This window comes from Desulfospira joergensenii DSM 10085, from assembly GCF_000420085.1.
GTDB classification, from domain to species: domain Bacteria; phylum Desulfobacterota; class Desulfobacteria; order Desulfobacterales; family Desulfobacteraceae; genus Desulfospira; species Desulfospira joergensenii.
On sequence record NZ_ATUG01000002.1, the window covers coordinates 667846 to 687755 of the forward strand.

Annotated in this window: 18 protein-coding genes; 11 read left to right on the plus strand and 7 right to left on the minus strand. The window is 51.9% G+C overall.

Annotated features, from left to right (window positions below; all coding sequences use genetic code 11):
• Window positions 1–14: 14 nt before the first annotated feature.
• The gene (locus tag F608_RS32195) at window positions 15–548 is read right to left on the minus strand and encodes a FadR/GntR family transcriptional regulator (protein WP_022666552.1); all 534 of its coding nucleotides are present in this window, start codon (window positions 546–548) and stop codon (window positions 15–17) included.
• 154 nt (window positions 549–702) lie between these two features.
• Between F608_RS32195 and thiE the strand changes: the two genes are divergently transcribed.
• Window positions 703–1386, plus strand: a complete 684-nt coding sequence (thiE, locus tag F608_RS0115425; RefSeq protein WP_022666553.1) for a thiamine phosphate synthase — start codon at window positions 703–705, stop codon at window positions 1384–1386.
• On the opposite strand, the gene F608_RS0115430 is transcribed toward thiE, so the two are convergent.
• Complete coding sequence (locus tag F608_RS0115430; RefSeq protein WP_022666554.1) at window positions 1383–2111, minus strand: FadR/GntR family transcriptional regulator; 729 nt, start codon at window positions 2109–2111, stop codon at window positions 1383–1385. The genes thiE and F608_RS0115430 overlap by 4 nt on opposite strands.
• Window positions 2112–2357: 246 nt before the next feature.
• Window positions 2358–2540, minus strand: a complete 183-nt coding sequence (locus F608_RS0115435; protein ID WP_022666555.1) for a hypothetical protein — start codon at window positions 2538–2540, stop codon at window positions 2358–2360.
• Between the two features lie 236 nt (window positions 2541–2776).
• Between F608_RS0115435 and F608_RS0115440 the strand changes: the two genes are divergently transcribed.
• The 4 genes from F608_RS0115440 to F608_RS0115460 all read left to right on the plus strand — a co-directional run bounded on the left by F608_RS0115440 (window position 2777) and on the right by F608_RS0115460 (window position 7687).
• The gene (locus tag F608_RS0115440) at window positions 2777–3859 is read left to right on the plus strand and encodes an Sfum_1244 family protein (RefSeq protein WP_153307515.1); all 1083 of its coding nucleotides are present in this window, start codon (window positions 2777–2779) and stop codon (window positions 3857–3859) included.
• 158 nt (window positions 3860–4017) lie between these two features.
• Window positions 4018–5364, plus strand: a complete 1347-nt coding sequence (locus tag F608_RS0115445; protein WP_022666557.1) for an alpha/beta hydrolase — start codon at window positions 4018–4020, stop codon at window positions 5362–5364.
• 271 nt (window positions 5365–5635) lie between these two features.
• Window positions 5636–6778 carry an MFS transporter gene (locus tag F608_RS0115455; protein WP_022666559.1) on the plus strand — a complete coding sequence of 381 codons (1143 nt, stop codon included), beginning with the start codon at window positions 5636–5638 and terminating at the stop codon, window positions 6776–6778.
• A gap of 12 nt (window positions 6779–6790) precedes the next feature.
• A complete protein-coding gene (locus F608_RS0115460) occupies window positions 6791–7687 on the plus strand; it encodes a DUF4438 domain-containing protein (RefSeq protein ID WP_022666560.1) in 897 nt (298 codons plus the stop codon).
• On the opposite strand, the gene F608_RS0115465 is transcribed toward F608_RS0115460, so the two are convergent.
• Window positions 7684–8010 carry a PilZ domain-containing protein gene (locus F608_RS0115465; protein ID WP_022666561.1) on the minus strand — a complete coding sequence of 109 codons (327 nt, stop codon included), beginning with the start codon at window positions 8008–8010 and terminating at the stop codon, window positions 7684–7686. The two genes, F608_RS0115460 and F608_RS0115465, sit on opposite strands and share 4 nt — an antisense overlap.
• A gap of 236 nt (window positions 8011–8246) precedes the next feature.
• Here F608_RS0115465 and F608_RS0115470 point away from each other — a divergent pair, with 236 nt between their 5' ends.
• Genes F608_RS0115470 through F608_RS0115480 form a run of 3 tightly spaced genes read left to right on the plus strand, consistent with a single transcriptional unit; the run spans window position 8247 to window position 12722 of the window.
• Window positions 8247–9452, plus strand: coding sequence for a THUMP domain-containing class I SAM-dependent RNA methyltransferase (locus tag F608_RS0115470; protein WP_022666562.1), 1206 nt, complete (start codon window positions 8247–8249; stop codon window positions 9450–9452).
• A 17-nt stretch (window positions 9453–9469) separates the two neighbouring features.
• Window positions 9470–9634, plus strand: a complete 165-nt coding sequence (locus F608_RS36575) for a hypothetical protein (protein ID WP_167332204.1) — start codon at window positions 9470–9472, stop codon at window positions 9632–9634.
• Window positions 9635–9686: 52 nt separating this feature from the next.
• Complete coding sequence (locus F608_RS0115480; RefSeq protein ID WP_022666564.1) at window positions 9687–12722, plus strand: PEP/pyruvate-binding domain-containing protein; 3036 nt, start codon at window positions 9687–9689, stop codon at window positions 12720–12722.
• A gap of 164 nt (window positions 12723–12886) precedes the next feature.
• Here F608_RS0115480 and F608_RS0115490 read toward each other — a convergent pair whose 3' ends face one another.
• Genes F608_RS0115490 through F608_RS0115500 form a run of 3 tightly spaced genes read right to left on the minus strand, consistent with a single transcriptional unit; the run spans window position 12887 to window position 16309 of the window.
• Entirely contained in the window at window positions 12887–13603 is a 717-nt protein-coding gene (locus F608_RS0115490) for a FadR/GntR family transcriptional regulator (RefSeq protein ID WP_022666565.1), read from the minus strand.
• Window positions 13604–13619: 16 nt separating this feature from the next.
• Window positions 13620–14921, minus strand: coding sequence for a (Fe-S)-binding protein (locus F608_RS0115495; protein ID WP_022666566.1), 1302 nt, complete (start codon window positions 14919–14921; stop codon window positions 13620–13622).
• Window positions 14921–16309 (minus strand): FAD-linked oxidase C-terminal domain-containing protein, encoded by a 1389-nt coding sequence (locus F608_RS0115500; RefSeq protein ID WP_022666567.1) that lies wholly within the window; start codon window positions 16307–16309, stop codon window positions 14921–14923. Before F608_RS0115500 ends, F608_RS0115495 begins: the two co-directional genes overlap by 1 nt.
• A 415-nt stretch (window positions 16310–16724) precedes the next feature.
• On the opposite strand from F608_RS0115500, the gene F608_RS0115505 reads away from it, so the two are divergent.
• From F608_RS0115505 to F608_RS0115515, 3 genes are all read left to right on the plus strand, one after another.
• Window positions 16725–17876 carry a TRAP transporter substrate-binding protein gene (locus F608_RS0115505; RefSeq protein ID WP_022666568.1) on the plus strand — a complete coding sequence of 384 codons (1152 nt, stop codon included), beginning with the start codon at window positions 16725–16727 and terminating at the stop codon, window positions 17874–17876.
• 140 nt (window positions 17877–18016) lie between these two features.
• Window positions 18017–18511, plus strand: a complete 495-nt coding sequence (locus F608_RS0115510) for a TRAP transporter small permease subunit (RefSeq protein ID WP_022666569.1) — start codon at window positions 18017–18019, stop codon at window positions 18509–18511.
• Between the two features lie 14 nt (window positions 18512–18525).
• On the plus strand, window positions 18526–19869 hold the full coding sequence (locus F608_RS0115515) for a TRAP transporter large permease (RefSeq protein WP_022666570.1): 1344 nt from the start codon (window positions 18526–18528) through the stop codon (window positions 19867–19869).
• Window positions 19870–19910: the final 41 nt, after the last annotated feature.

Sequence of the window (19910 nt, forward strand, 5' to 3'; positions counted from 1 at the left end):
ATGGATATGGTTTGTTATTCAGCCTGGCGCCTGAAATGATCCATCACGTAGCTGATGTGTTCGTGCATGGCAGCATAGGCGGCTTCGGGGTCCCGGCCCTTGATGGCATCAAAGATGGCCTTGTGTTGTTTTAAAATGATTTCAATATTTTCAGGGGTCTCGTAAAGGGAGGCCAGATTCTCTTTGATACCCAGGAAAAGATAGTCGTAAAAGTTTCGCATGATCAGGATGTGCAGGGAGTTTTTCCCGGCATAGGCAATGGCCATATGAAAGGCGGTGTCCGCCTCCGTGCCCATGCGCCCGGATTTGATTTCCGCCATCATTTCTTCAATGCTCCGGGTCATGGCCTTCAGATCGGATGTATCCGCACGTTTGGACGCCAGGGCCGCGGCATTGCACTCCAGACCCATCCGGACTTCCAGCAGGTCTTGCAGGGAGGCGTCCTGGTCTTTCATGGCCTTTGCCAGGGGGCCTTCAAGTGCCGCCCTGTCCTGGGCCTTGACAAAGGTACCCTGGCCCTGGCGCAGGGCTGAGAGAGGCAGGGACAAGCCTCAACCCTTGGAACCTGATACGGTTAGTACCGGCGTAGGGAATGTGCTGATTCAACCCTTTTATGGGTTTTTCCGGCTTTTCCCTCCAAGATCGCCCTTGTTTTTTCAATTTTGGCTTCCCTTGTTTTCAGCCCTATAGAAGGAAATCAGGATGAACCCGTCAGATAAACAAAAAAGCAGAAAAGGCAAACCGGTTTTTCCGGCAGGAATTTACGGCATCCTGGGAGAGAAATTTTCCCTGGGCCGGACCAATGCGGAAACCGCCCGGCAGATGGTCTCAGGAGGCATTGATATCCTTCAGTACCGGGAAAAATCCCATTTGAAAAGCCGTAAAATCATGCTGGAAGAATGCCTTGAAATTCGGAGGATCACCCGGGATGCCGGGGTTATTTTTATCGTCAATGATTTTCTGGATATTGCCCTGATGGCGGAGGCTGACGGGGTGCATGTGGGCCAGGACGATCTTCCCGTAAAGAAGATCAGGGAACTGGCCCCCCATCTCATGGTGGGCTGTTCCACCCATTCGCCGGAACAGGCGGCAAAGGCGATTTCAGACGGGGCCGATTATATCGGGGTGGGACCCTTGTTTGGCACACAGACCAAGGAAGATGCCTGTGATCCTGTGGGAATTGAATACCTGGAATATGTGGCCAAAACCCATGATTTTCCCTTTGTGGCCATCGGGGGCATTAAACGGCACAACCTCGGGGAGGTTCTGTCCCGGGGCGCAACAACCGTCTGTCTGATAACGGAAATCATCGGAGCCGAAGACATTCACCGGCAAATCAAGGAAATTAGAAAGGTGATGGCAACCTGGAGCCCAAGTGGTTCCTAGTAGGCTTCAAAAGAGGAAACCGCCTTGTTCTCACTCATTTTGATAAAGTTCCAGACAAAATCGATGTGTGTTTTCATGGACTTGAATGCCCTGTCCTGGTCCCGGTCCATGATATCTGCAATGATCACCTTATGCTGTTCCAGAATCAAATCAAGATTTTTTGGATCTTTATAGAGAAAACGTAAATTTTCCATGCTGCCGTGGAAAAGGTGGTTGTAAAAATTTCTCATGGCCTGGATATGAAGAGGGTTCTTTGTGGCATAGGTCACGGCCATGTGAAAAGAGATATCGGACTCCCTGGCCAGCTGGCCGGCCCGGATCTCTTTTTCCATTTCTTCGATGCTCTGTTCCATGGCCATGATGTCCTGCTTGTCTGCCCGTTTGGCTGCCAGGGAGGCGGCCTGGCACTCCAGCCCCATCCTGACTTCAAGCAGGTCAAACAGGGTGGCGTCTTTGGCTTGCATATCCTTGGAAAAGGGCATGCCAAGTTTGGGGTCGGACACGGCCACAAAGGTTCCCTGTCCCTGTTTGTTGACGATAAGCCCCATGGTGACAAGTCTGGAAATGGCGTTTCTGACACTGGTCCGGCTGACGTTCAGGCTCTTGGCCAGGTCCCTTTCAGGCAGCAGTTTTTCGCCGGGCTTGAATTTCCCCTTGAAAATCAACTCCCGGATCTGTTCAAAAACCTGGTCTGAGATTTTTTGTTGTTTAATCGGTTTTAACATAGGCTGCCGCAGGAAAAAGATCGTTCATTTATACTCACAAAAACATATTATTTTAAGACACGAATATGAATCTTAAAAACGAAAAGTATACAGATCAACCTTTTTATTGTCAACTATAAAGTTGAATAAAATCGGGTGACGATGTTCATATTTTGAATATATTTTTATCTGCCGTGCGGGCCCCGTCACCATGAAAGGAAAAGAGGTGCCCCCTGCGGCCTGGAGGTCGAGGGGGATTTTAAGTATTTAACCGGCCTCATAGGTGCAGGAGGTAAAGTCAATCTCTTCCCCGCAATTGGCGCATTTATGGGATTTTTCAAATTCATCTGAAAAGATTTCTTTTTCAGTGTCGCATTTGGGACATTTGCAGGTAAAGGACTGCAGATTTTTGAATTGTTCAAAACCGGGACAGTGTTTTGGCGTGCTCATAATGCTCTCCTTTGAGTTTGTCGTTACATTCGGTTTCGCCCTGCTCAAGGGTTGGTATGACTCAGGATGAATTGCAGAGCCTCAATTTTATCTACCAGATTCAGTGGGATTGTCAATAGATCATTGCCGGACCGGGACAGGCCTTTGAATTTACTTTCCAGGACAAATGATTATACTTTAATCTCCGTCTTTACATTTTCGGTGAAATTTGAATGCTTGAAATGGTGGCGAAAATCATGATTGAAAACAAAAAATTGGGAGAATTCATAGAGACCATTCAGGACAATTGCGACATCTCAGATGCGGCAGGATCCGGGATTTTTTCCATCTGCGGCATGGCCCTGCGCCTCAGGGATCTCAGCAAATGGGAAAAGGGCCTCAAGCCCTGGGAGGAAAATGATCCTGAAGAGCTTCTGAACTGGATCGACCTCAAGGAGCAGTTATGGGAAAAGACCGAAGAACTGGACTTTAAGCCCCTGCCCTTACTGGGCAGAGAATATGATCCCTTTGATACCCATTCAATAAATCAGGCCCTGTCCCCTTTTCACCTTTTTTACGGGGCAGGATATGCCCATTCTCTGAAGCCCACATTCTTTTTAGCCGGGATAGAGAAAATCTATGATTTGGACGGCACCCCCGTCATTCTCCTGGGCCGGGAGCTGGTCCGGGATCTTCTCACCATCCCTGCATTGAACCAGGATGGCGCCATTCTGATCCGCAGGGATGCTGCCGGACTCTTTTTATGGGACCAGATGGTTTACCTCAAGAAATCCGGCCAGCGATTTCTCCGTTTGGGCCTAAGGCACTGCGGCCTGCCTGATTTCGGAATCGAAAGCCGGAAACTCCATTTCCAGTCCATCCTGTCCGTCCAGGAGCAGACCTATATCCATCATGAGATCGGGGAAATAAGAGACCGGGTGTTTGATCATCAGGTCTTCAGGGAGATCGTTTCTGAATTTCCCCGGACTCCGGTGGAACTCCTGGCCAGGACGGTAAAGGATCTTCTGGCCGATACCGGACCCCAGGGCACGCTTAAAGATATAATCGCAACGAAAAACATCACCCGGCTCGGATTGTATGCGGCCTTCCAGGACGGCCTTTTCCGTCCTCTCTTTCCCCGGCTCCGCCCGGCCGTTGAAAGATTTGCATCGGACCGGGATTGGGAGGGGATAGAAGAGGCAAGGCAGGAAGGATTTCAAACCGCACGTCAGTATGCCGGGGATCTTACGGCCATGTTCTGTGAAAATCCGGGCAGGGAAAACCTGCCCCTGGTGGAAACGCAGATAAAGGAAAGGCTTTTGCAGCCCCTGGGCGTATAATGATTTATCATGCTTTTCTTGACAAAAAGCCTCTTTCTATCCTATGGTCACAATAGGATTCTCCCGGCCGGAAAGACAGTCGGTTTCCTCCCACATCTCCATGAAGACCGGCCGGGATTCAGTCTCTCGAAACCTTTTATCATTCAGAGGTGAACAAGATGCTCAGATTCAAAATAAAAAGGATATTTGTTCTTTTATTGCTCTTTTTATTGCTTGCCGCATGTGCTTCGAAAGATCCATGGTTACAGGAGACAGGCAGAGCCGCCGGCGTTCCCTCTGATCAAAATCAGCCTTTTGGCCGGTATATTGAAGAGAGCAGGAAAAATATAGAAGAGATCCTTGCCGCACGCCGATTCCCCAACGGCAAAAGCCCCTATCTCGGTGGATATTCCGCTGCCCAGGCAGCAAAAATGAGGGCCCCCTTTGAAATCCTTTCGGAACAAGGCGATACATGCCAAAACGGCGGCCTTGGCAAAGGCAAGGGATTTCTTCTCATTCATGGCCTTACCGATTCCCCCTATCTCATGCGCAGTATTGCGGCATCTCTGCATAAAGCCTATCCCTGCGGGGTTATCCGGGCAGTCCTGCTGCCGGGCCACGGCACGGTTGCAGGGGACTCCCTGAAGATGAAGCATGAAGACTGGATGGCCATTACCGACTATGGTGTCCGCAGCTTCGAGAAGATGGAGTCCATTTCAGATCTCTACCTGGTGGGTTTTTCCACCGGCACGGCACTTGCGATCCGGCAATTGCAGGATGGGAGCAAAAGCACCAAAATAAAAGGACTGATCCTGCTCTCTACGGCGGTCAAGGCCAAGGATCGGGCCGCCTTTCTCAGTCCTTACCTGCGTTGGGTGAAAGACTGGCTCAGCACATTCGAGGAAAGAGATGCTGCACGATACGAATCCTTCTCCGTCAATGCAGGTGCTGAATTCTATTTGCTCACCCGTGATATCATAAAGAGCCGATATACTGTAGAAGTTCCAGTGTTGATGGCCGTCAGCGCCGACGATGAAACAATCGATGCTGCCGCCGCCCGGCAGTTTTTCTGCAATCGGACAACCTCCCAAAGGCGGTCCCTGATCTGGTATGCCTCCCGTCATGGGGAAAAAAACATTGATCCCCCCTGCAGTGATATCAAGGAAATCCAACTCGGTCCGGTGGACCGGGATTTTAGAGGAACAGGATATCGATTCGCCAACTACGCCCATACCGCGCTTTCCATGAGCCCTGCAGATCCCCATTATGGTGTGGGGGGCCATTATCATAATTGCAAATCCTATGAAGAAAAATCGGATACTGAAGATTTTGACAACTGCCAGAAAGGTTCGGCCATGACCATTTTCGGAGAAAAAGATATTGCCTCTAAAGAAGCGAAAAAAGAGCTGAACTATGATTATTGGAGAAGGGGAACCTTTAATCCGGACTACCCGCGGCTGGAGAGGGCCATTGTCTGTTTTGCCGATGAAAACTGCGACCTCAAGAAAGCTCTGGATGACCGGTAAGGGGAAGAGGAATGAAGGAACGCCCATACTCGACATCAAGAAAAAAATCCGCAGGTAAAAACCCCTTATGGCTTCCCCATTCGTTTTTTAAACCCATAATAAGTATTCGGAATTTTTATTGCGTCAGTCAAAGATTTGAGGAACCAAGTGATTTCAACCCGGCACTGGACTCTTTTTCTTACCAATCCCGGATTTCCAATCAAATGGGAATTTGATTTCCCTCTAGATTTTTCTTTTCTTTTTGCCCAATAGTGGAGTATCTTGCATGGCTATGAAAACTCAAACATTTGATACCCCCAGGGTATTGCTCATCTCCCTGTCCCATTTTGTCCATGATGTCTACACCAGTTTTTTATCCCCTCTTTTGCCCTTGATCATTGAAAAGCTGTCCCTGACCCTGAGCCAGGCCGGACTTTTGTCAACGGTCATGCAGATCCCGGCCCTTTTGAATCCCTTTATCGGCCTGTTTGCCGATAATCGGGGCCTGGCAAGGTGGCTGGTGATCCTGGCTCCGACCCTGACGGCTCTGCCCATGTCTTTTCTGGGACTGGTCCCTTCCTATGGAATGCTCCTGGTCCTGGTTTTTTTTACCGGTATTTCCGTTGCCCTGTACCATGTTCCTGCCCCGGTCCTGGTGGCCGGGTATTCGGGAATCCGGAAAGGGCGGGGCATGAGCTTTTTCATGACCGGAGGAGAATCGGCCCGGGCCCTTGGTCCCATATTTGCCGTAGGGGCGGTCTCCTTGTTGGGCCTGGATAATTTCCACTATGTCGTCGTTTTTGCCCTGCTTACCTCCATCCTGCTCTGGTTTTCCCTGGAAAGGGAGGAGGAGAAAACCGTGGTGAAACGGAAGGGCTCCCTGAAAAATACCTACAGGGAAATCCGCCATGTGTTCAATCCCCTTTGCGGGATTCTGGTGGCAAGGGCATTCATGCACGCCTCCATGGGCATGTTTCTTACCGTATTTATCGAGCGGGAGACCGGCAGTCTCTGGTACGGGGGCGCCGCCCTTGCCCTCTACGAGACCCTGGGGGTGGCCGGGGTGTTGTCCGCCGGCACCCTGTCGGACCGGCTGGGCAGAAGGCGGGTGCTGTTCTGGGCTCTGATCACGGCGCCGGCTGCCATTCTGCTCTTTGTTTTTACCGGCGGGTTCATCAAGATTCTCATGCTTTTGATCACGGGATTCTCCGTATTGTCCACCACCCCGGTGATGCTGGCCATTATCCAGGAGAACGCCGGTCACAATCCCTCGGCGGCCAACGGCCTGTTCATGATGGCCTCTTTTGCCGCCCGCTCCTTTGCTGTGGTCCTGGTGGGCGGCATCGGAGATCTGGCAGGAATGGAGAGTATGTTTACCGTTAGCGCGGGGATCGGTTTTCTGGCCCTTCCCTTTTTAATGAGGCTTGAACCCTAGGAGGAGAAAATCATGCTCAAGACCAATAAGGACAAAATCGTTGAAATGCTTCTTCCCTGCAAACCCGGACCGCCAAGGGTGGGGCCGGGGTGGAAGGTGGACCACCTGGGAAAACCCTTTCTTCTGCCCGGCATCGGGGGGATTACCCTGAACGTCCAGGTGGGGGACCCGGCATTCGGCCTGGCCGGGGACCATATCGAACCCGGGGTATCCTGTACGGCCAATGCGGACAAGCCCAATGATTTTCCCAATAATTCCCTCCAGATCCTGTCCTGTGTGGGCAATGAAGCCAGGATCGTATCCGGGGAGGCCAAGGGAAAAACCGGTACGGTGATTGGCCACCACGGGGGATCCGAACATATTATCGTGGATTTTGCCCGGAAGATAAAGGCTGTGATGAGCTATGATGACAATATCCTGGTCCGGGCCATGGGCCAGGGGCTTGAGCTTATGGACTATCCGGATATCAAGCTTTTCAACCTCTCCCCGGATCTGCTGGAAAAGATGAAGGTCGTTGTGGGAAAAAAAGGAGTGTTACAGGTTCCCGTCACCACCATGGTGCCGGCCCCCTGCATGGGATCCGGCGTGGGAAGGGCCCATGTGGGCGCCGGGGACTATGATGTCATGACTTCGGATCCGGGAACGGTAAAAAAATACGGCCTGGACAGGATGAGATTCGGAGATATCGTGGCCCTCATGGACCATGACAACTCCTTTGGCCGGGCCTATGTAAAGGGGGCGGTGAGCATCGGCATCGTGGTCCATTCCGACTGCCGCCTGGCCGGCCACGGCCCGGGGATCTCCACCCTCATGACCTGCCCGAAAAAGGGCCTGGAGCCTGTGCTCGATCCCGGGGCCAATATTGCAGATCTTTTCGGGATCGGCACCCGGATAGAATCGGGAGGCTAGTAGGTGACTGCCTCTGAATACTCTATCCCGTACCCGTATTGTCCCCCTGGATAGGAGGTGCCCAGCTCGTCGGACCATCTGACATAGCCGGTGTACTTATCGTACTTTTCAAAGCCGCCGGACCTGGGATCGTAATTTCTGATTTTAATGTAAACGTGCTGGCCCACATCCATCTCTTCGCTGGTTTCCAGGCACATACCTCCCCTGCTGTAATTGTTCAGCCGGGCCGGGAATGCCAGGTCCTGATTATCATGCCGGTACAGATCCAGAACCGTCCTGGAGGCATGTCTTTCATATTGGCGTTTTTCAGAGGAATTTTCCATGGCGGACTCCTTAAGGGATTAAAATTTGCAACACAAGATCCCTGTGAAGCGGAATTCATATCCGGAACCCCGTGCATCAATTGTTCGGAGGTGTCCGGATTTTATAATATCTTATAATGAATGTATACACCGGTATGGCATTGGCAAGGGGGGATCTTGATCTTTATTGGTTTAAAAATTACAGAATCCTGATATAATGGCTTTTCTTGAATATCAATTTTTCAAAGGATACAAATTTGAACATCGCCAGAAAGAGCATCCTGGAAAAGGGCAGGGGCAGGACAAGAAAGCTTGCCAAACTTGAGTATTTATATGAAAAAGAATCCCTTTATTTTGTCCAGGCAGCCGAGAGCGTCAAGGACCTGGTTCTGGAAGAGCTTAAGAATCTGAACGGACAGGATCTGAAACCGGTTTTCAGGGGGGTCTGGTTTAAGGCTTCAAAGGCCGATTTTTACAGGATCGTGTATGGCTCAAGACTGGTATCCCGGGTTCTGGCCCCCTTGGCAACCTTCCCCTGCCGGGACAAGGATGATCTTTACAAGGCGGCCAAAAAAATTCACTGGGAAGAGTTTCTGACCCTGAAAACCACCTTTTCCATCAATGCCAATGTTTCCGAATCCAGCATCACCCATTCCAATTTCGCAGGGCTGAGGGTAAAGGATGCCATTGCCGATTATTTCCGGGACAGGACCAATAAAAGACCCAGCGTGGATGCCCATGATCCTTATATCATGATAAATCTCCATATTCACAGGGATGTGGCCACCCTGTCCATTGACGCCTCGGGCGGGCCTCTGCACAAGCGGGGATACCGGGAGGAGACCGTGGCCGCTCCCATGCAGGAAACCGTGGCCGCCGCCATTGTCCGGCTCAGCGGCTGGGACGGGTCCCTTCCGCTCTACGACCCCATGTGCGGCTCCGGAACCCTTCTCTGCGAAGCCCTGATGAGCTATTGCCGGGTGCCGGCCCAGGTATTCAGAACCGGGTTCGGGTTTGAACGGCTCCCGGATTTTGATCCGGACCTCTGGGAAAGGGTGAAAGCCGAAGCCCGGGAGGCCATCCTTGCCCTTCCTGAGAATCTTCTGATGGGCAGCGATATCTCGGAACATTCGGTTCATGCGGCCAGAACCAATCTCATGGGGCTTCACCACGGCGGCAGGGTGGAAATCCAGGTAAAGGACTTCCAGGAAATCCCGGCCATTGAAAACAGCCTGATCCTTACCAATCCCCCCTACGGCATCCGGATGGGCAAGGGACAGGACATGAACCTTTTTTATCAGAAATTCGGCATGTTCCTGCGGGAACGCTGCCGGGGCAGCCAGGCCTATGTCTATTTCGGGGAACCCAGGTTCATCAAGAAAATGCCCCTGGCCCCGTCCTGGAAAAGACCCCTGAAAATCGGGGGACTCGACGGAAAACTCGTGAAGTATGAACTCTATTGAACCGGATCTTGAATCAAATGGGAAAAAATTCTGCAAATCCATATACCTGCAACGAGTACCGGGAGGAGATGATCCTCCTGGGGCTGAGAACAAGGCTGGCCCAAAAGGAGATCACCTCCGAGGAAAGGGATAAAATCCTGGCGGAAATCGCTGAAGTCGAAAAAAAGATGGGCCTTGACTGACGCATTTGATTTTGCAAGGCTGGAATGAATCTTATATTGATGAGGGTAAAGCATGGAAGATCTCCAAAACCGGCCCCAGTCTCCGTCCATCAAGATCTACCATGAACTTATGGCCTCCAAAGTGGGGGATATCCTTCTGGTTTCCTGCCCCTATGACGCCTTTATCATGGAAGAGGAAGGCCGGCTTTCCAACAGGATCATCACCGAATACAAGGGGCTCAACCTGTCCAAGCCCCCCCGCCTGACCTGGGCTTCTTCCGCAGCCGAGGCCTTTGAATACCTGGATGCAAAAAAGTTCGACCTTATCATGGCCATGCCCAGCCTGGACGGCATTGATGTCTACACCTTTGCCGAACAGGTCAGGGAAAAATATGAAAGCCTGCCCTTTTTCATGCTGCTCCATGATACCTGCGACGTGGACCATTATATCTGTGCCGACACGGGCACGGCCATTGCTCGGACCTATATATGGGGGGGGAACGCCGACCTGCTCCTGGCCATTATCAAGAATTTTGAAGATGAGATGAATGTGGGGTTTGACACAAGCAAGGCCCAAGTCAGGGTGATCATCATGGTGGAGGATTCCCCCTACCATTATTCCTCTCTTCTGCCCGTCCTCTACAAACAGATCGTGCTCCAGACCCAGTCCGTGATCGAAGAGTCCATCAACGAAGAACACCGGCTGTTGAAGATGAGGGGCCGGCCCAAGATCCTGGTGGCCCATACCTATGAAGAGGCCATGGCGCTCTATGAAAAGTATAAGCCCTATGTGCTTTCCGTACTTTCGGATATGCGTTATCCCAGGAATGGCCGGGAGGATGACTCTGCCGGTTATAAACTGCTGAAAAAAATCAAGTCCGAGGTTTCAGACTTGCCCGTTCTTGTTCTCAGTACCGAGGAACGGGCCCGGGAAAAGGCAGACCAGATTCCGGCGGTTTTCATCAATAAAACGTCAAGCAACCTCAACGATCAGATCAAGAGTTTTTTTGCGGGAAGCCTGGGGTTCGGGGCCTTTATCTTCAGGATGCCCAACGGGGAGGAGATCGCCCGGGCCAGTGATCTTCGGGCCATTGAAAAGATCATCATGGAGATTCCCGACGAAGCCATTGTCCGGCACGCAAGGAACAATGATTTTTCCAGGTGGCTCATGGCCCGGAGTGAAATTGATTTTGCCCTGAGTCTGAAAACTTACTCCATAGACGATTTTTCCGATCCCAATGCCCTGAAACGCTTTCTTGTGGACAGTCTCCGGACCAGACGCAGGGGCACCCGCCAGGGCCATGTCATTGATTTTGATTCCAAAAAGTTTGATCCGGACACGGATTTCATGAAAATCGGGACCGGCTCCCTGGGCGGAAAGGCCCGGGGGCTGGCCTTCATGGCCTGGCAGATCAAAAGGGATGACTCCCTGAGCCGCAGGTTTCCGGATGTGGATATCCGTATTCCCCAGACCTTTGTCATTTCCACGGAAGGGTTCAAAGCGTTTATAGAAAAAAACAACCTTTCCCGGCTTCTGGAAACAGGCAAAGAACCGGAAGATGAAGATGTGATCCAGGCGTTTGCCCGGGCCGATTTTCCGGACCTGCTCCGGCAGAAACTGGGTGTCTACCTGGAAAATGTCCGGTACCCCATTGCGGTCCGTTCTTCCTCCCTTTTTGAGGATGCCCATTACCAGCCCTTTGCCGGTCTCTACAAGACCTATATGCTGCCCAATTCCGATCCCAGTCTGGAACGACGTTTGGACCGCCTGATCATGGCCATAAAGCTGGTCTACGCCTCCACCTATTTAAAGGCGCCCAGGTCCTATGCCAAAAGCACCATGCACCGGACAGAGGACGAGGAGATGGCCGTCATCCTCCAGCAGCTTACCGGAATCAAGTACAAGGATTATTTTTATCCCTCCATTTCAGGGGTGGCCCAGTCCTATAATTTTTATCCCATCGGTCATCTCAAGGCAGAAGGCGGGATTTCCTATATTGCCCTGGGTTTGGGCAAGATCGTCATGGAAGGGGGACAGACCCTGCGGTTCTGCCCTGAACATCCCCAGTTCCTGCCCCAGTTTTCCATGGTGGAAGATATCCTGGAAAACTCGCAAAAATATTTTTACGCCTTAAAAACCGATGAATTTCCCGAGCCGGATCAGTTTTTGTTAAAGACCTTTGAAGACCCGACACTGGCAAAGCTGGAGATCATGGACGCCAGGGAACATCCTGCGGTTCGTCATCTCTGCTCCACCTTTTACCCCCAGGACAATCGGATCCGGGACGGATTTTCCGATAAGGGATTTCCTGTTCTGACCTTTGCCAATATCCTCAAATACAGGTCTTTTCCCCTGGCCGAGATCCTGGCGGAAGTCACCCGGATGGGGAGCAAGTGGATGGGCTCTTCCGTGGAGGTGGAGTTTGCCGTGAACCTTCCCATCCGACCCGGAGGGGAGGATACAGGGGAGAAGCCCGAGTTTTCCCTGCTCCAGATCAGGCCCATGGGACGGTATAAACAGAATCTGGGAGTCAAAATCACCAAGGAAGATATAAAAAAGGCATTCTGTTACTCCACCCGGTCCCTGGGCAACGGAGAATACAAGGATATCCATGACCTGGTCTATGTGGATCCGGAAACATTTGACCCGGGAAAGACCGTCCAGATTACGGGCGAGATCAATAAGATCAATGCCAAGTTGAACAACCGGAAATACGTCCTTGTGGGCCCGGGAAGGTGGGGATCATCCGACCGGTGGCTGGGTATTCCCGTTGTCTGGAACGATATTTCCAACGTGGGGGTGATGGTGGAGACCACCATTGAGAGCATCAAGGCGGATCCGTCCCAGGGATCCCATTTTTTCCAGAACATCACCTCCCTGGGCATCAGCTATATTACGGTTTCGGATAAGGGGGAGGATTTTATCGACTATGATTTTTTTAAATGCCGGGAATGTGATACCGAGACCACCTATTTAAAGCATATTCACTTTAAGGAGCCCATCCGGATCCTGGTGGACGGGAAGACCTCCCAGTCCGTCATGATGCCCTATGTGCCCGGGGAGCCGGAGGATATCATGGAAGATATTCCGATCATTGAGACCGATTGACCGCAACCCGGGACGCTTCTTGCGGAAGAACGGGACAGGGCTTGAAAAGGGCTGATAAATAAGGGGAAAGCAGGGGCTGAATTTTGAAAATCCTAATCGTGGACGATGAAAAGATGTCCAGGAAAATTCTGGCCGGAAAAATGGAAGCCCATAAGGCTTTTTAATTAAAGATCTTCCGGATTCGGTTCAAAATAATCCATTAAATATTGGATATGTCTGTGCATGGCCATGTAGGCTTTTTTGGACTTTCTTGCCTTGATGGAAGTCAGGATATCCATATGCTGCTTAAAAATTTCTTTTATATTCCCGGGGTCTTTATATAGACAGGACAGGTTCTCCCGGATGTTGTGGAAGAGATAATTATGGAAATTGCGCATGATCAGGATATGGAGGGGATTTTTCGCGGCATAGGCAATGGCCATGTGAAAGGCCGTATCCGCCTGAGTCCCCAGACGTCCGGATTCGATTTCCATGCGCATCTCGTCAATGGACTGATCCAGGGCCTTGATATCGGATTCGTCCGCTCTTTTGGCCGCCATGGCCGTGGCATTGCACTCCAGGCCCATGCGCACTTCCAGGAGATCTTTAAGCGAGGGATTCTGGGCTTCTATTGCCTGGGCAAAGGGATTTTCAAAATTGCCGTCAATCTTTCTGATATAGGTTCCCTTGCCCTGCTTCTGGACGACCAGGCCCACGGCTGCCAGCCTCTGGATGGCGTCCCTGACTGTGGTCCGGCTGACACCCGTTGCCTGGGACAGCTCCCTCTCGGTCATCAGTTTTTCCCCGGGTTTGAGGGTTCCCCTGTAAATGAGCTCCCGGATCTGGTCAAAGACCTGGTCGGATATCCGTTTGGGTTTTATTCGTTTGATGGGTATGGTCATACGATATCAATGAAAATCATGAATTGTTATCGATGGATTCAGCATATAATTCCACCGGGTGCCTGACTTTGATCTTTGATTTTGCCTTGGCAAGCATATCGGATATCTGCATCATACAGGCCGGACATCCCGTGGATATGGTGGTGCATCCCGTATCTGCAATATTCTTCTGTTTGAGCCTGCCGATGGCCGAGGACAGGTCATAGTGGTAGACATTGAAGCTGCCGCCCATGCCGCAGCATTTGTCAGATCCCTGCATTTCAACCAGATTTTTTCCGGCGGCCCGGATGAGCTGTCTGGGCTGGGCAGCTACGCCCAGGGACTTTTTTAAATGGCAGGGGTCGTGGTAGGTGACCGTCTCCCCTTCTCCGGATCCGGGAGGGGCAGAATCCAGGCCAAGCTGGGATGCCAGGAACTGGTTGATGTCCAGGGTTTTTTGGGCCAGAACCTCAAGCCTTTTTCGGGTGCCGCTGGAGGGATCTTTGTATACGGCCGGCCAGAGTTTTTTGATGGTGGAGGTGCATGTGGCACAGGCCGTGACCAGGAAATCAAAATTTCCCTCCTGGAACAGGGCCAGGTTGTGATCCACCAGCCGGGAAAAGGTCTCCCGGTCACCGGAGGCCAGGGCCGGTATGCCGCAGCATCCCTGTCCCGGGGGAATGGTCAGGCCCAGGTCATGGTGTTTGAATATCCGGATTACGGAATGACCGATATTGGGAAAGATCTTGTCGATGAGGCAGCCGGTGAACAGGGCAACCCTGGGGCCGTTCCCTTTTTGCTCCAGGCCCTTTTCCGGCAGGAATTTGTGGAAGGGGGTTGAGGCCACGGGTATGAAATGGCGGTTGTTCAGAAGAGGAGATACCAGTCGGGCGCAGGAGGTTCCCTGGGCATTGGCATCATCCCTGGTAAATAATCCCTGGAATTTCCCGGCCCATCCCACCAGGGTGTCAAAGGTGCCGGGGTTGGCCAGCATCTTTTTGAAAATGATCCGTTTGGCAGGAGAAAGCCCCTTGTACTCTGCCAGAATGGCCCTGGCCTTGATGAAAATTTCAAGGACATTGACCCCGGAGGGGCAGTTGGCAGCGCATGATCCGCAGAGTAGACACCGGTTCAGCCTTTCGTTGACCCCGTCGGGATCCGAGAAAACGTTCTCCATGAGCCCGTTGAGCAGGGCCAGTTTCCCCCGGGCCACGTCGGATTCCCTGCGGGTCTGCTCAAACAGGGGGCAGACAGACTGGCACATGCCGCAGCGCATGCAGGTAACCATCTGCTCTTCCAATTCCCTGACAAGGGAAGCCAGTTCCTTCATTTTTGCCATTATTCAGATACTCCCGTAATTTTGCCCGGGTTGAGGATATTATTCGGGTCCAGGGCCTTTCTTAACCGACGTGAGAACAAAATGGAAGAGTATCCGGCTTCTTTTTCCAGAAAGGGTGCCTTGGCAATGCCGGTGCCGTGCTCTCCGGACAGGGTTCCGCCCAGATCGATGGCCTTGTCAAAGATCTCTTCAATGGCCTGTTCCACCCGGTGGAACTCCTCCTGGTCCCTCCGGTCCGTGAGGATGGTGGGATGAAGATTGCCGTCACCGGCATGGCCGAAGGTGCCGATATCGATTTTGTATTTTTTGGCAATGGCCTGGAGGGATCTGACCATGTCCGGAATTTTGCTTCTGGGTACGGTGGCGTCCTCCAGGACCAGGGTGGGTTTGACCTGGGCCAGGGCGGACAGGGCAGACCGGCGGGCCGCCCAGATTTTGTCCCGTTCTTCATCGGTCTTGGCCAGGGTAACGCTTTGGGCTCCGAATTGTCTGCACAGGGCCTGGACTTTTTCACCCTCTTCGGCCACCACGGCCGGGTGTCCGTCCACTTCGATGAGGATCAGGGCATCGGCATCCATTGGGAGCCCTGCCTTGGAGTAATCCTCCACGGCCCGGATGGTGAAGTTGTCCAGAATCTCCAGGGTGGCCGGCAGGATATGGGCGGCAATAATGGCGGCCACGGTTTCAGAGGCTTTTTCAATGGTGTCGTAGACCGCCACCATGGACTGCCGGGCTACGGGAGCCGGGATCAGTTTCAGTGTGATCTGGTCCAGCACCCCGAGGGTGCCTTCAGAGCCGACCATGAGTCCGGTGATATTATACCCAGTGGCACATTTGACTGTCCTGGATCCGGTTTTGACATAATTTCCCAGGGCATCGAAAAAATGGAGTCCCATGACATAGTCTTTGGTGACCCCGTACTTCAGCCCCCGGAGCCCCCCGGCGTTTTCCGCAACATTGCCTCCCAGGGTGGATACGGCCATGGAGCCTGGGTCGGGCGGGTAAAAAAGACCTTTTTTCTCGACTTCTGCGGCCAGGGCCGCCGTGACAACCCCGGGCCGGACCACGGCATACATATCTGCCTCGTTGATTTCAAGGATCTGGTTCAGCCGGCCGGTCAGCAGGACGATTCCGTCGGATTCCGGAATGGTGCCTCCGGAAAGGTTGGTGCCGGAACCCCGGACCGTAATGGGAACCCCGGCCCCGTTGCACAGGGCTACAATTTCCCCGAGCTCCTCCGTGTTTCCGGGCATGACAGCCCCGCCGGGCATCCGGGAATCCAGGACAGCCGCATCATAGGAATAGGTCAGCATATCCTCTTTTTGAGTGAATACATGTTCCGGCCCGACAATTCCGGCCAACTGCTTGATAAATGACTGGTCGATCATAAACGCCCTCGTATGTATGTGGTATTACCAATTGTTATTTTTCGGATCATGTAGCATTTTCAAGTAGTCATGTTATGGTATTACCTTGTATGGGTATACGATTCATAAAAACCAGAACTATCCGAATTTGCACAATAAATGATTTTATAACAGACTTTTTGATGAAATACAAATAAATTTAATTTTTTCTTGACAAACAATATAGCCTGAATTTACTATTGGTGATACCATTTGTAAATTTGAGTGTTTGTCTTTGGTTTTTAAGAATTGGTTTACTGGGTGGCACAATCAGAAAGGGCCCGGGAAAGGAGGGAAAAAGGAGTTCCCGTACCATCGGTTGGATGCTGTAAGCAAAGATTATGTTTAATTTTAATAAGTTTGTCTTTTTGGACTTAATGGAGGATGGAGGAAAAAAATGAAGAAAAAATTAACCCTGGTCATGACCTGCCTGATGGCATTCTTTTTTATCTTCGGCAACGCCTATGCAGGCAAGCGGGAGAAATTCGGAGAAGATCCCCGTCATAAGACCGCCAAGCGGGTAAAGTTCAAGACATCCACGGAAAAGATCAGATGGAAGATGGTCATGCCCTGGTCCAAGGGCCTTCTGTTTTACGATATTGCCACCCATTTTGCCGATAGTGTCCGCCTGGCCTCTGCCGGCCGTCTGGACATCAAGCCCTTTTCCGCCGGTGAGCTGGTACCGGCCAACCAGACTTTTGATGCGGTTTCCCAGGGATCTGCCCAAATGGCCCATGGGTCCCCTCTGTACTGGAAGGGGAAAAACGAAGCTTTCGTGGCCTTTGCCTCGGTTCCCTTTGGCCTGGATGCCGAAGGATACAATATCTGGCTCTATGAAAAAGGCGGACTTGAAATGCTCCAGGAGCTGTATGGCAAATTCGGTATTTTTGCTTTGCCTGCAGGACAGACCGGACAGGAAATGGGTCTTTTTTCCAATAAGAGAGCCTCCAAAATGGAAGACTTCAAAGGCATGAGGCTGAGAACTCCGGGATGGTACATGGATATTATGAACAACCTGGGCGCCTCTGTTTCGCCCCTTCCCGGCGGTGAGGTCTACCTGGCCCTTGAGCGGGGCGTCATCGATGCGGCTGAATATTCGACACCGGCCATCAACTATCCCATGGGATTTGATGAAATTACCAAATATGCCATTCAACCGGGTGTCCACCAGCCGGCATTCCAATGCGACGTTATCTTTAATAAAGAGGCCTATGAAAAACTGCCTGATGATCTCAAATGGATCATAGATATCTGTGCCAAGGAAACCCAGCTGTGGAGCTACAACTGGATCAATGCCCTGAACGCCAAGGCCATCCGCCTGTTCAAGGAAAAAGTGGAATTTGTCATGATGGACGAAGACACCAAGATTCAGTTCAGGAAGACCACCAAGGAGTACCTGGATTCTGTTAAAGCCAAATTCCCGGATGTGAAAAAGGTTCTCGATTCCCAGGAAGCATTTATCGAAGATTATGCAGACTGGAGAAAGGCCCGGGGCGGAGTCGCTCCCTGGCCCTATGAGACCTATATCAGCGGTCAGACCTTTGAATAAAGTCTGAAAACCATCTAGGACAAAAGTGCGGCCGGCAGCCAACTCATCCCAATATAACAGGCTGTCGGCCAAAATTTTAAGTGACATTTTAAACCGGTTCGGGACAGGATTGACCCGGACCTTAATTTAAGGAAACCAAGATGTTGGAATCACTCTCAAACGGCCTGGAAAAGATCACCCGGAAACAGGGAGATCTGGCCTCTTTTCTTATATACCCTCTGCTGATCATCGTGGTATATGAAGTGTTCATGAGGTACGTGTTCAACGCCCCCACCACCTGGGGATTTGAGGCCACGGCATTCATCTACGGGCTCCATTACATGTTTGGGCTCTCCTACACCGACGTCCACGACGGCCATGTCAAGGTGGATATCTTCACGGCCCTGGCCCCTGAAAAGATCCAGGTCTTTATCCGTATCCTGACCAACCTGGTGATGTTCCTGCCTGTGATGATTTGTATGACCCTCTTGTCCATGAAATTCGCCTATGTGTCCTTTACGGGGCTGGAGGTGAACCCCACCTCCTGGGCACCGCCCATCTGGCCCTTGAAAAGCCTCATGGCCCTGTGCTTTTTTTTCCTGCTTCTCCAGGGCATTGCCAATCTTTTAAAAGACATTAACGCACTAAAGAAATAAAGGAAGATTTCCCCATGAGTCTCGAATTCATGACCGTGGCCATGTTCGCCACCCTTATCCTGGCCATCACCCTGGGGCATCCCCTGGCCTATACCCTGGCGGCCGTGGCCACCCTGTTCGGCCTGATCGACAACGGATTTTCCGTTCCCATGCTTTTTGATATGTTTGTCAACAATGCCTGGGGTCTGATGAACAACTATACCCTGGTGGCCATCCCCTTGTTTATCCTCATGGCCCAGCTTCTGGACCGGTCCAAGGTCTCCGATGCCCTGTTTGAGTCCCTCTACGTGGTTCTGGGGGGCATCAAAGGAGGGCTGGGGCTTGCCGTTGTGGTGGTCTGTACGGTATTTGCCGCCACCACGGGCATCATCGGGGCCTCCGTCGTGGCCATGGGTCTTCTGGCGACCCCGGCCCTGATCAACAAGGGATATCAAAAAGAACTGACCTCGGGCATTATCTGCGCCTCGGGCACCCTGGGGATTCTGATCCCGCCCTCCATCATGATGGTGGTCTACGGAGGACTGACCGGAATGAAGGAAACCTCCGTGGGGAACCTGTTTGCCGGCGCCATTTTTCCGGGCCTGGTCCTGGCCGGGCTTTATTTTCTCTATATCTTTATCCGGTGCAACATCAACCCCCAGCTCGGTCCCCCCATCTCCAAGGAAGAGGCTTTAACCTATACCGCAGCCCAGAAATGGACCATGACCTTGAAATCCCTGCTGCCGCCCCTGGTCCTGATCCTGGCCGTCATGGGTACCATCCTGGCCGGGGTCGCCACCCCAACCGAAGCCGCAGGTCTGGGTGCATTCGGCGCCATGATCCTGGCGTTTTTCAATAAAAAGCTCAATTGGACCGTGCTCAGGGAGTCTGCCTATGCCACCCTGAAAACCACATCCATGGTCATGATGCTCTTTATCGGGGGCAAGTTTTTCTCCACGGTATTCCTGAGTATGGGCGGAGGAGACGTGGTGGCCGACCTTCTTATCGGTTCAGGCATGGACCGGTGGCTCATCCTGGGGATCATGATGTTCATCGTCTTCATCATGGGCATGTTCATCGACTGGGCCGCCATCCTCCTGGTCACGGTGCCGATCTTCATGCCCATCGCCATGGAACTGGATTTTGACCCTTTATGGTTTTCCCTTCTCATGTGTGTGAACCTGCAGACCTCCTTTTTAACCCCGCCCTTTGGATACGCCCTGTTTTATTTTAAAGGCGTGGCCCCGGAGGGGTATACCATGATGCACATCTATAAGGGGATTCTCCCCTTTGTTCTGCTCCAGGTATTGAGTATCGCACTGCTCTGCTTTTTCCCCGGTCTGGTGACCTGGCTGCCGGGAATCTTTTTCGGATCTTGATAGGAGGGCGTTTATCTGATAAGGGCAGTACAGGAGGGATT

What these genes read in the sequence shown, in the direction of transcription:
- thiE (WP_022666553.1), top strand. Translation starts at nt 703, where the DNA reads ATGAACCCGTCAGATAAACAAAAAAGCAGAAAAGGCAAACCGGTTTTT.
- F608_RS0115430 (WP_022666554.1), bottom strand. Translation starts at nt 2,111, where the DNA reads ATGTTAAAACCGATTAAACAACAAAAAATCTCAGACCAGGTTTTTGAA.
- F608_RS0115435 (WP_022666555.1), bottom strand. Translation starts at nt 2,540, where the DNA reads ATGAGCACGCCAAAACACTGTCCCGGTTTTGAACAATTCAAAAATCTG.
- F608_RS0115440 (WP_153307515.1), top strand. Translation starts at nt 2,777, where the DNA reads ATGATTGAAAACAAAAAATTGGGAGAATTCATAGAGACCATTCAGGAC.
- F608_RS0115445 (WP_022666557.1), top strand. Translation starts at nt 4,018, where the DNA reads ATGCTCAGATTCAAAATAAAAAGGATATTTGTTCTTTTATTGCTCTTT.
- F608_RS0115455 (WP_022666559.1), top strand. Translation starts at nt 5,636, where the DNA reads ATGAAAACTCAAACATTTGATACCCCCAGGGTATTGCTCATCTCCCTG.
- F608_RS0115460 (WP_022666560.1), top strand. Translation starts at nt 6,791, where the DNA reads ATGCTCAAGACCAATAAGGACAAAATCGTTGAAATGCTTCTTCCCTGC.
- F608_RS0115465 (WP_022666561.1), bottom strand. Translation starts at nt 8,010, where the DNA reads ATGGAAAATTCCTCTGAAAAACGCCAATATGAAAGACATGCCTCCAGG.
- F608_RS36575 (WP_167332204.1), top strand. Translation starts at nt 9,470, where the DNA reads ATGGGAAAAAATTCTGCAAATCCATATACCTGCAACGAGTACCGGGAG.
- F608_RS0115480 (WP_022666564.1), top strand. Translation starts at nt 9,687, where the DNA reads ATGGAAGATCTCCAAAACCGGCCCCAGTCTCCGTCCATCAAGATCTAC.
- F608_RS0115490 (WP_022666565.1), bottom strand. Translation starts at nt 13,603, where the DNA reads ATGACCATACCCATCAAACGAATAAAACCCAAACGGATATCCGACCAG.
- F608_RS0115495 (WP_022666566.1), bottom strand. Translation starts at nt 14,921, where the DNA reads ATGGCAAAAATGAAGGAACTGGCTTCCCTTGTCAGGGAATTGGAAGAG.
- F608_RS0115500 (WP_022666567.1), bottom strand. Translation starts at nt 16,309, where the DNA reads ATGATCGACCAGTCATTTATCAAGCAGTTGGCCGGAATTGTCGGGCCG.
- F608_RS0115505 (WP_022666568.1), top strand. Translation starts at nt 16,725, where the DNA reads ATGAAGAAAAAATTAACCCTGGTCATGACCTGCCTGATGGCATTCTTT.
- F608_RS0115510 (WP_022666569.1), top strand. Translation starts at nt 18,017, where the DNA reads ATGTTGGAATCACTCTCAAACGGCCTGGAAAAGATCACCCGGAAACAG.
- F608_RS0115515 (WP_022666570.1), top strand. Translation starts at nt 18,526, where the DNA reads ATGAGTCTCGAATTCATGACCGTGGCCATGTTCGCCACCCTTATCCTG.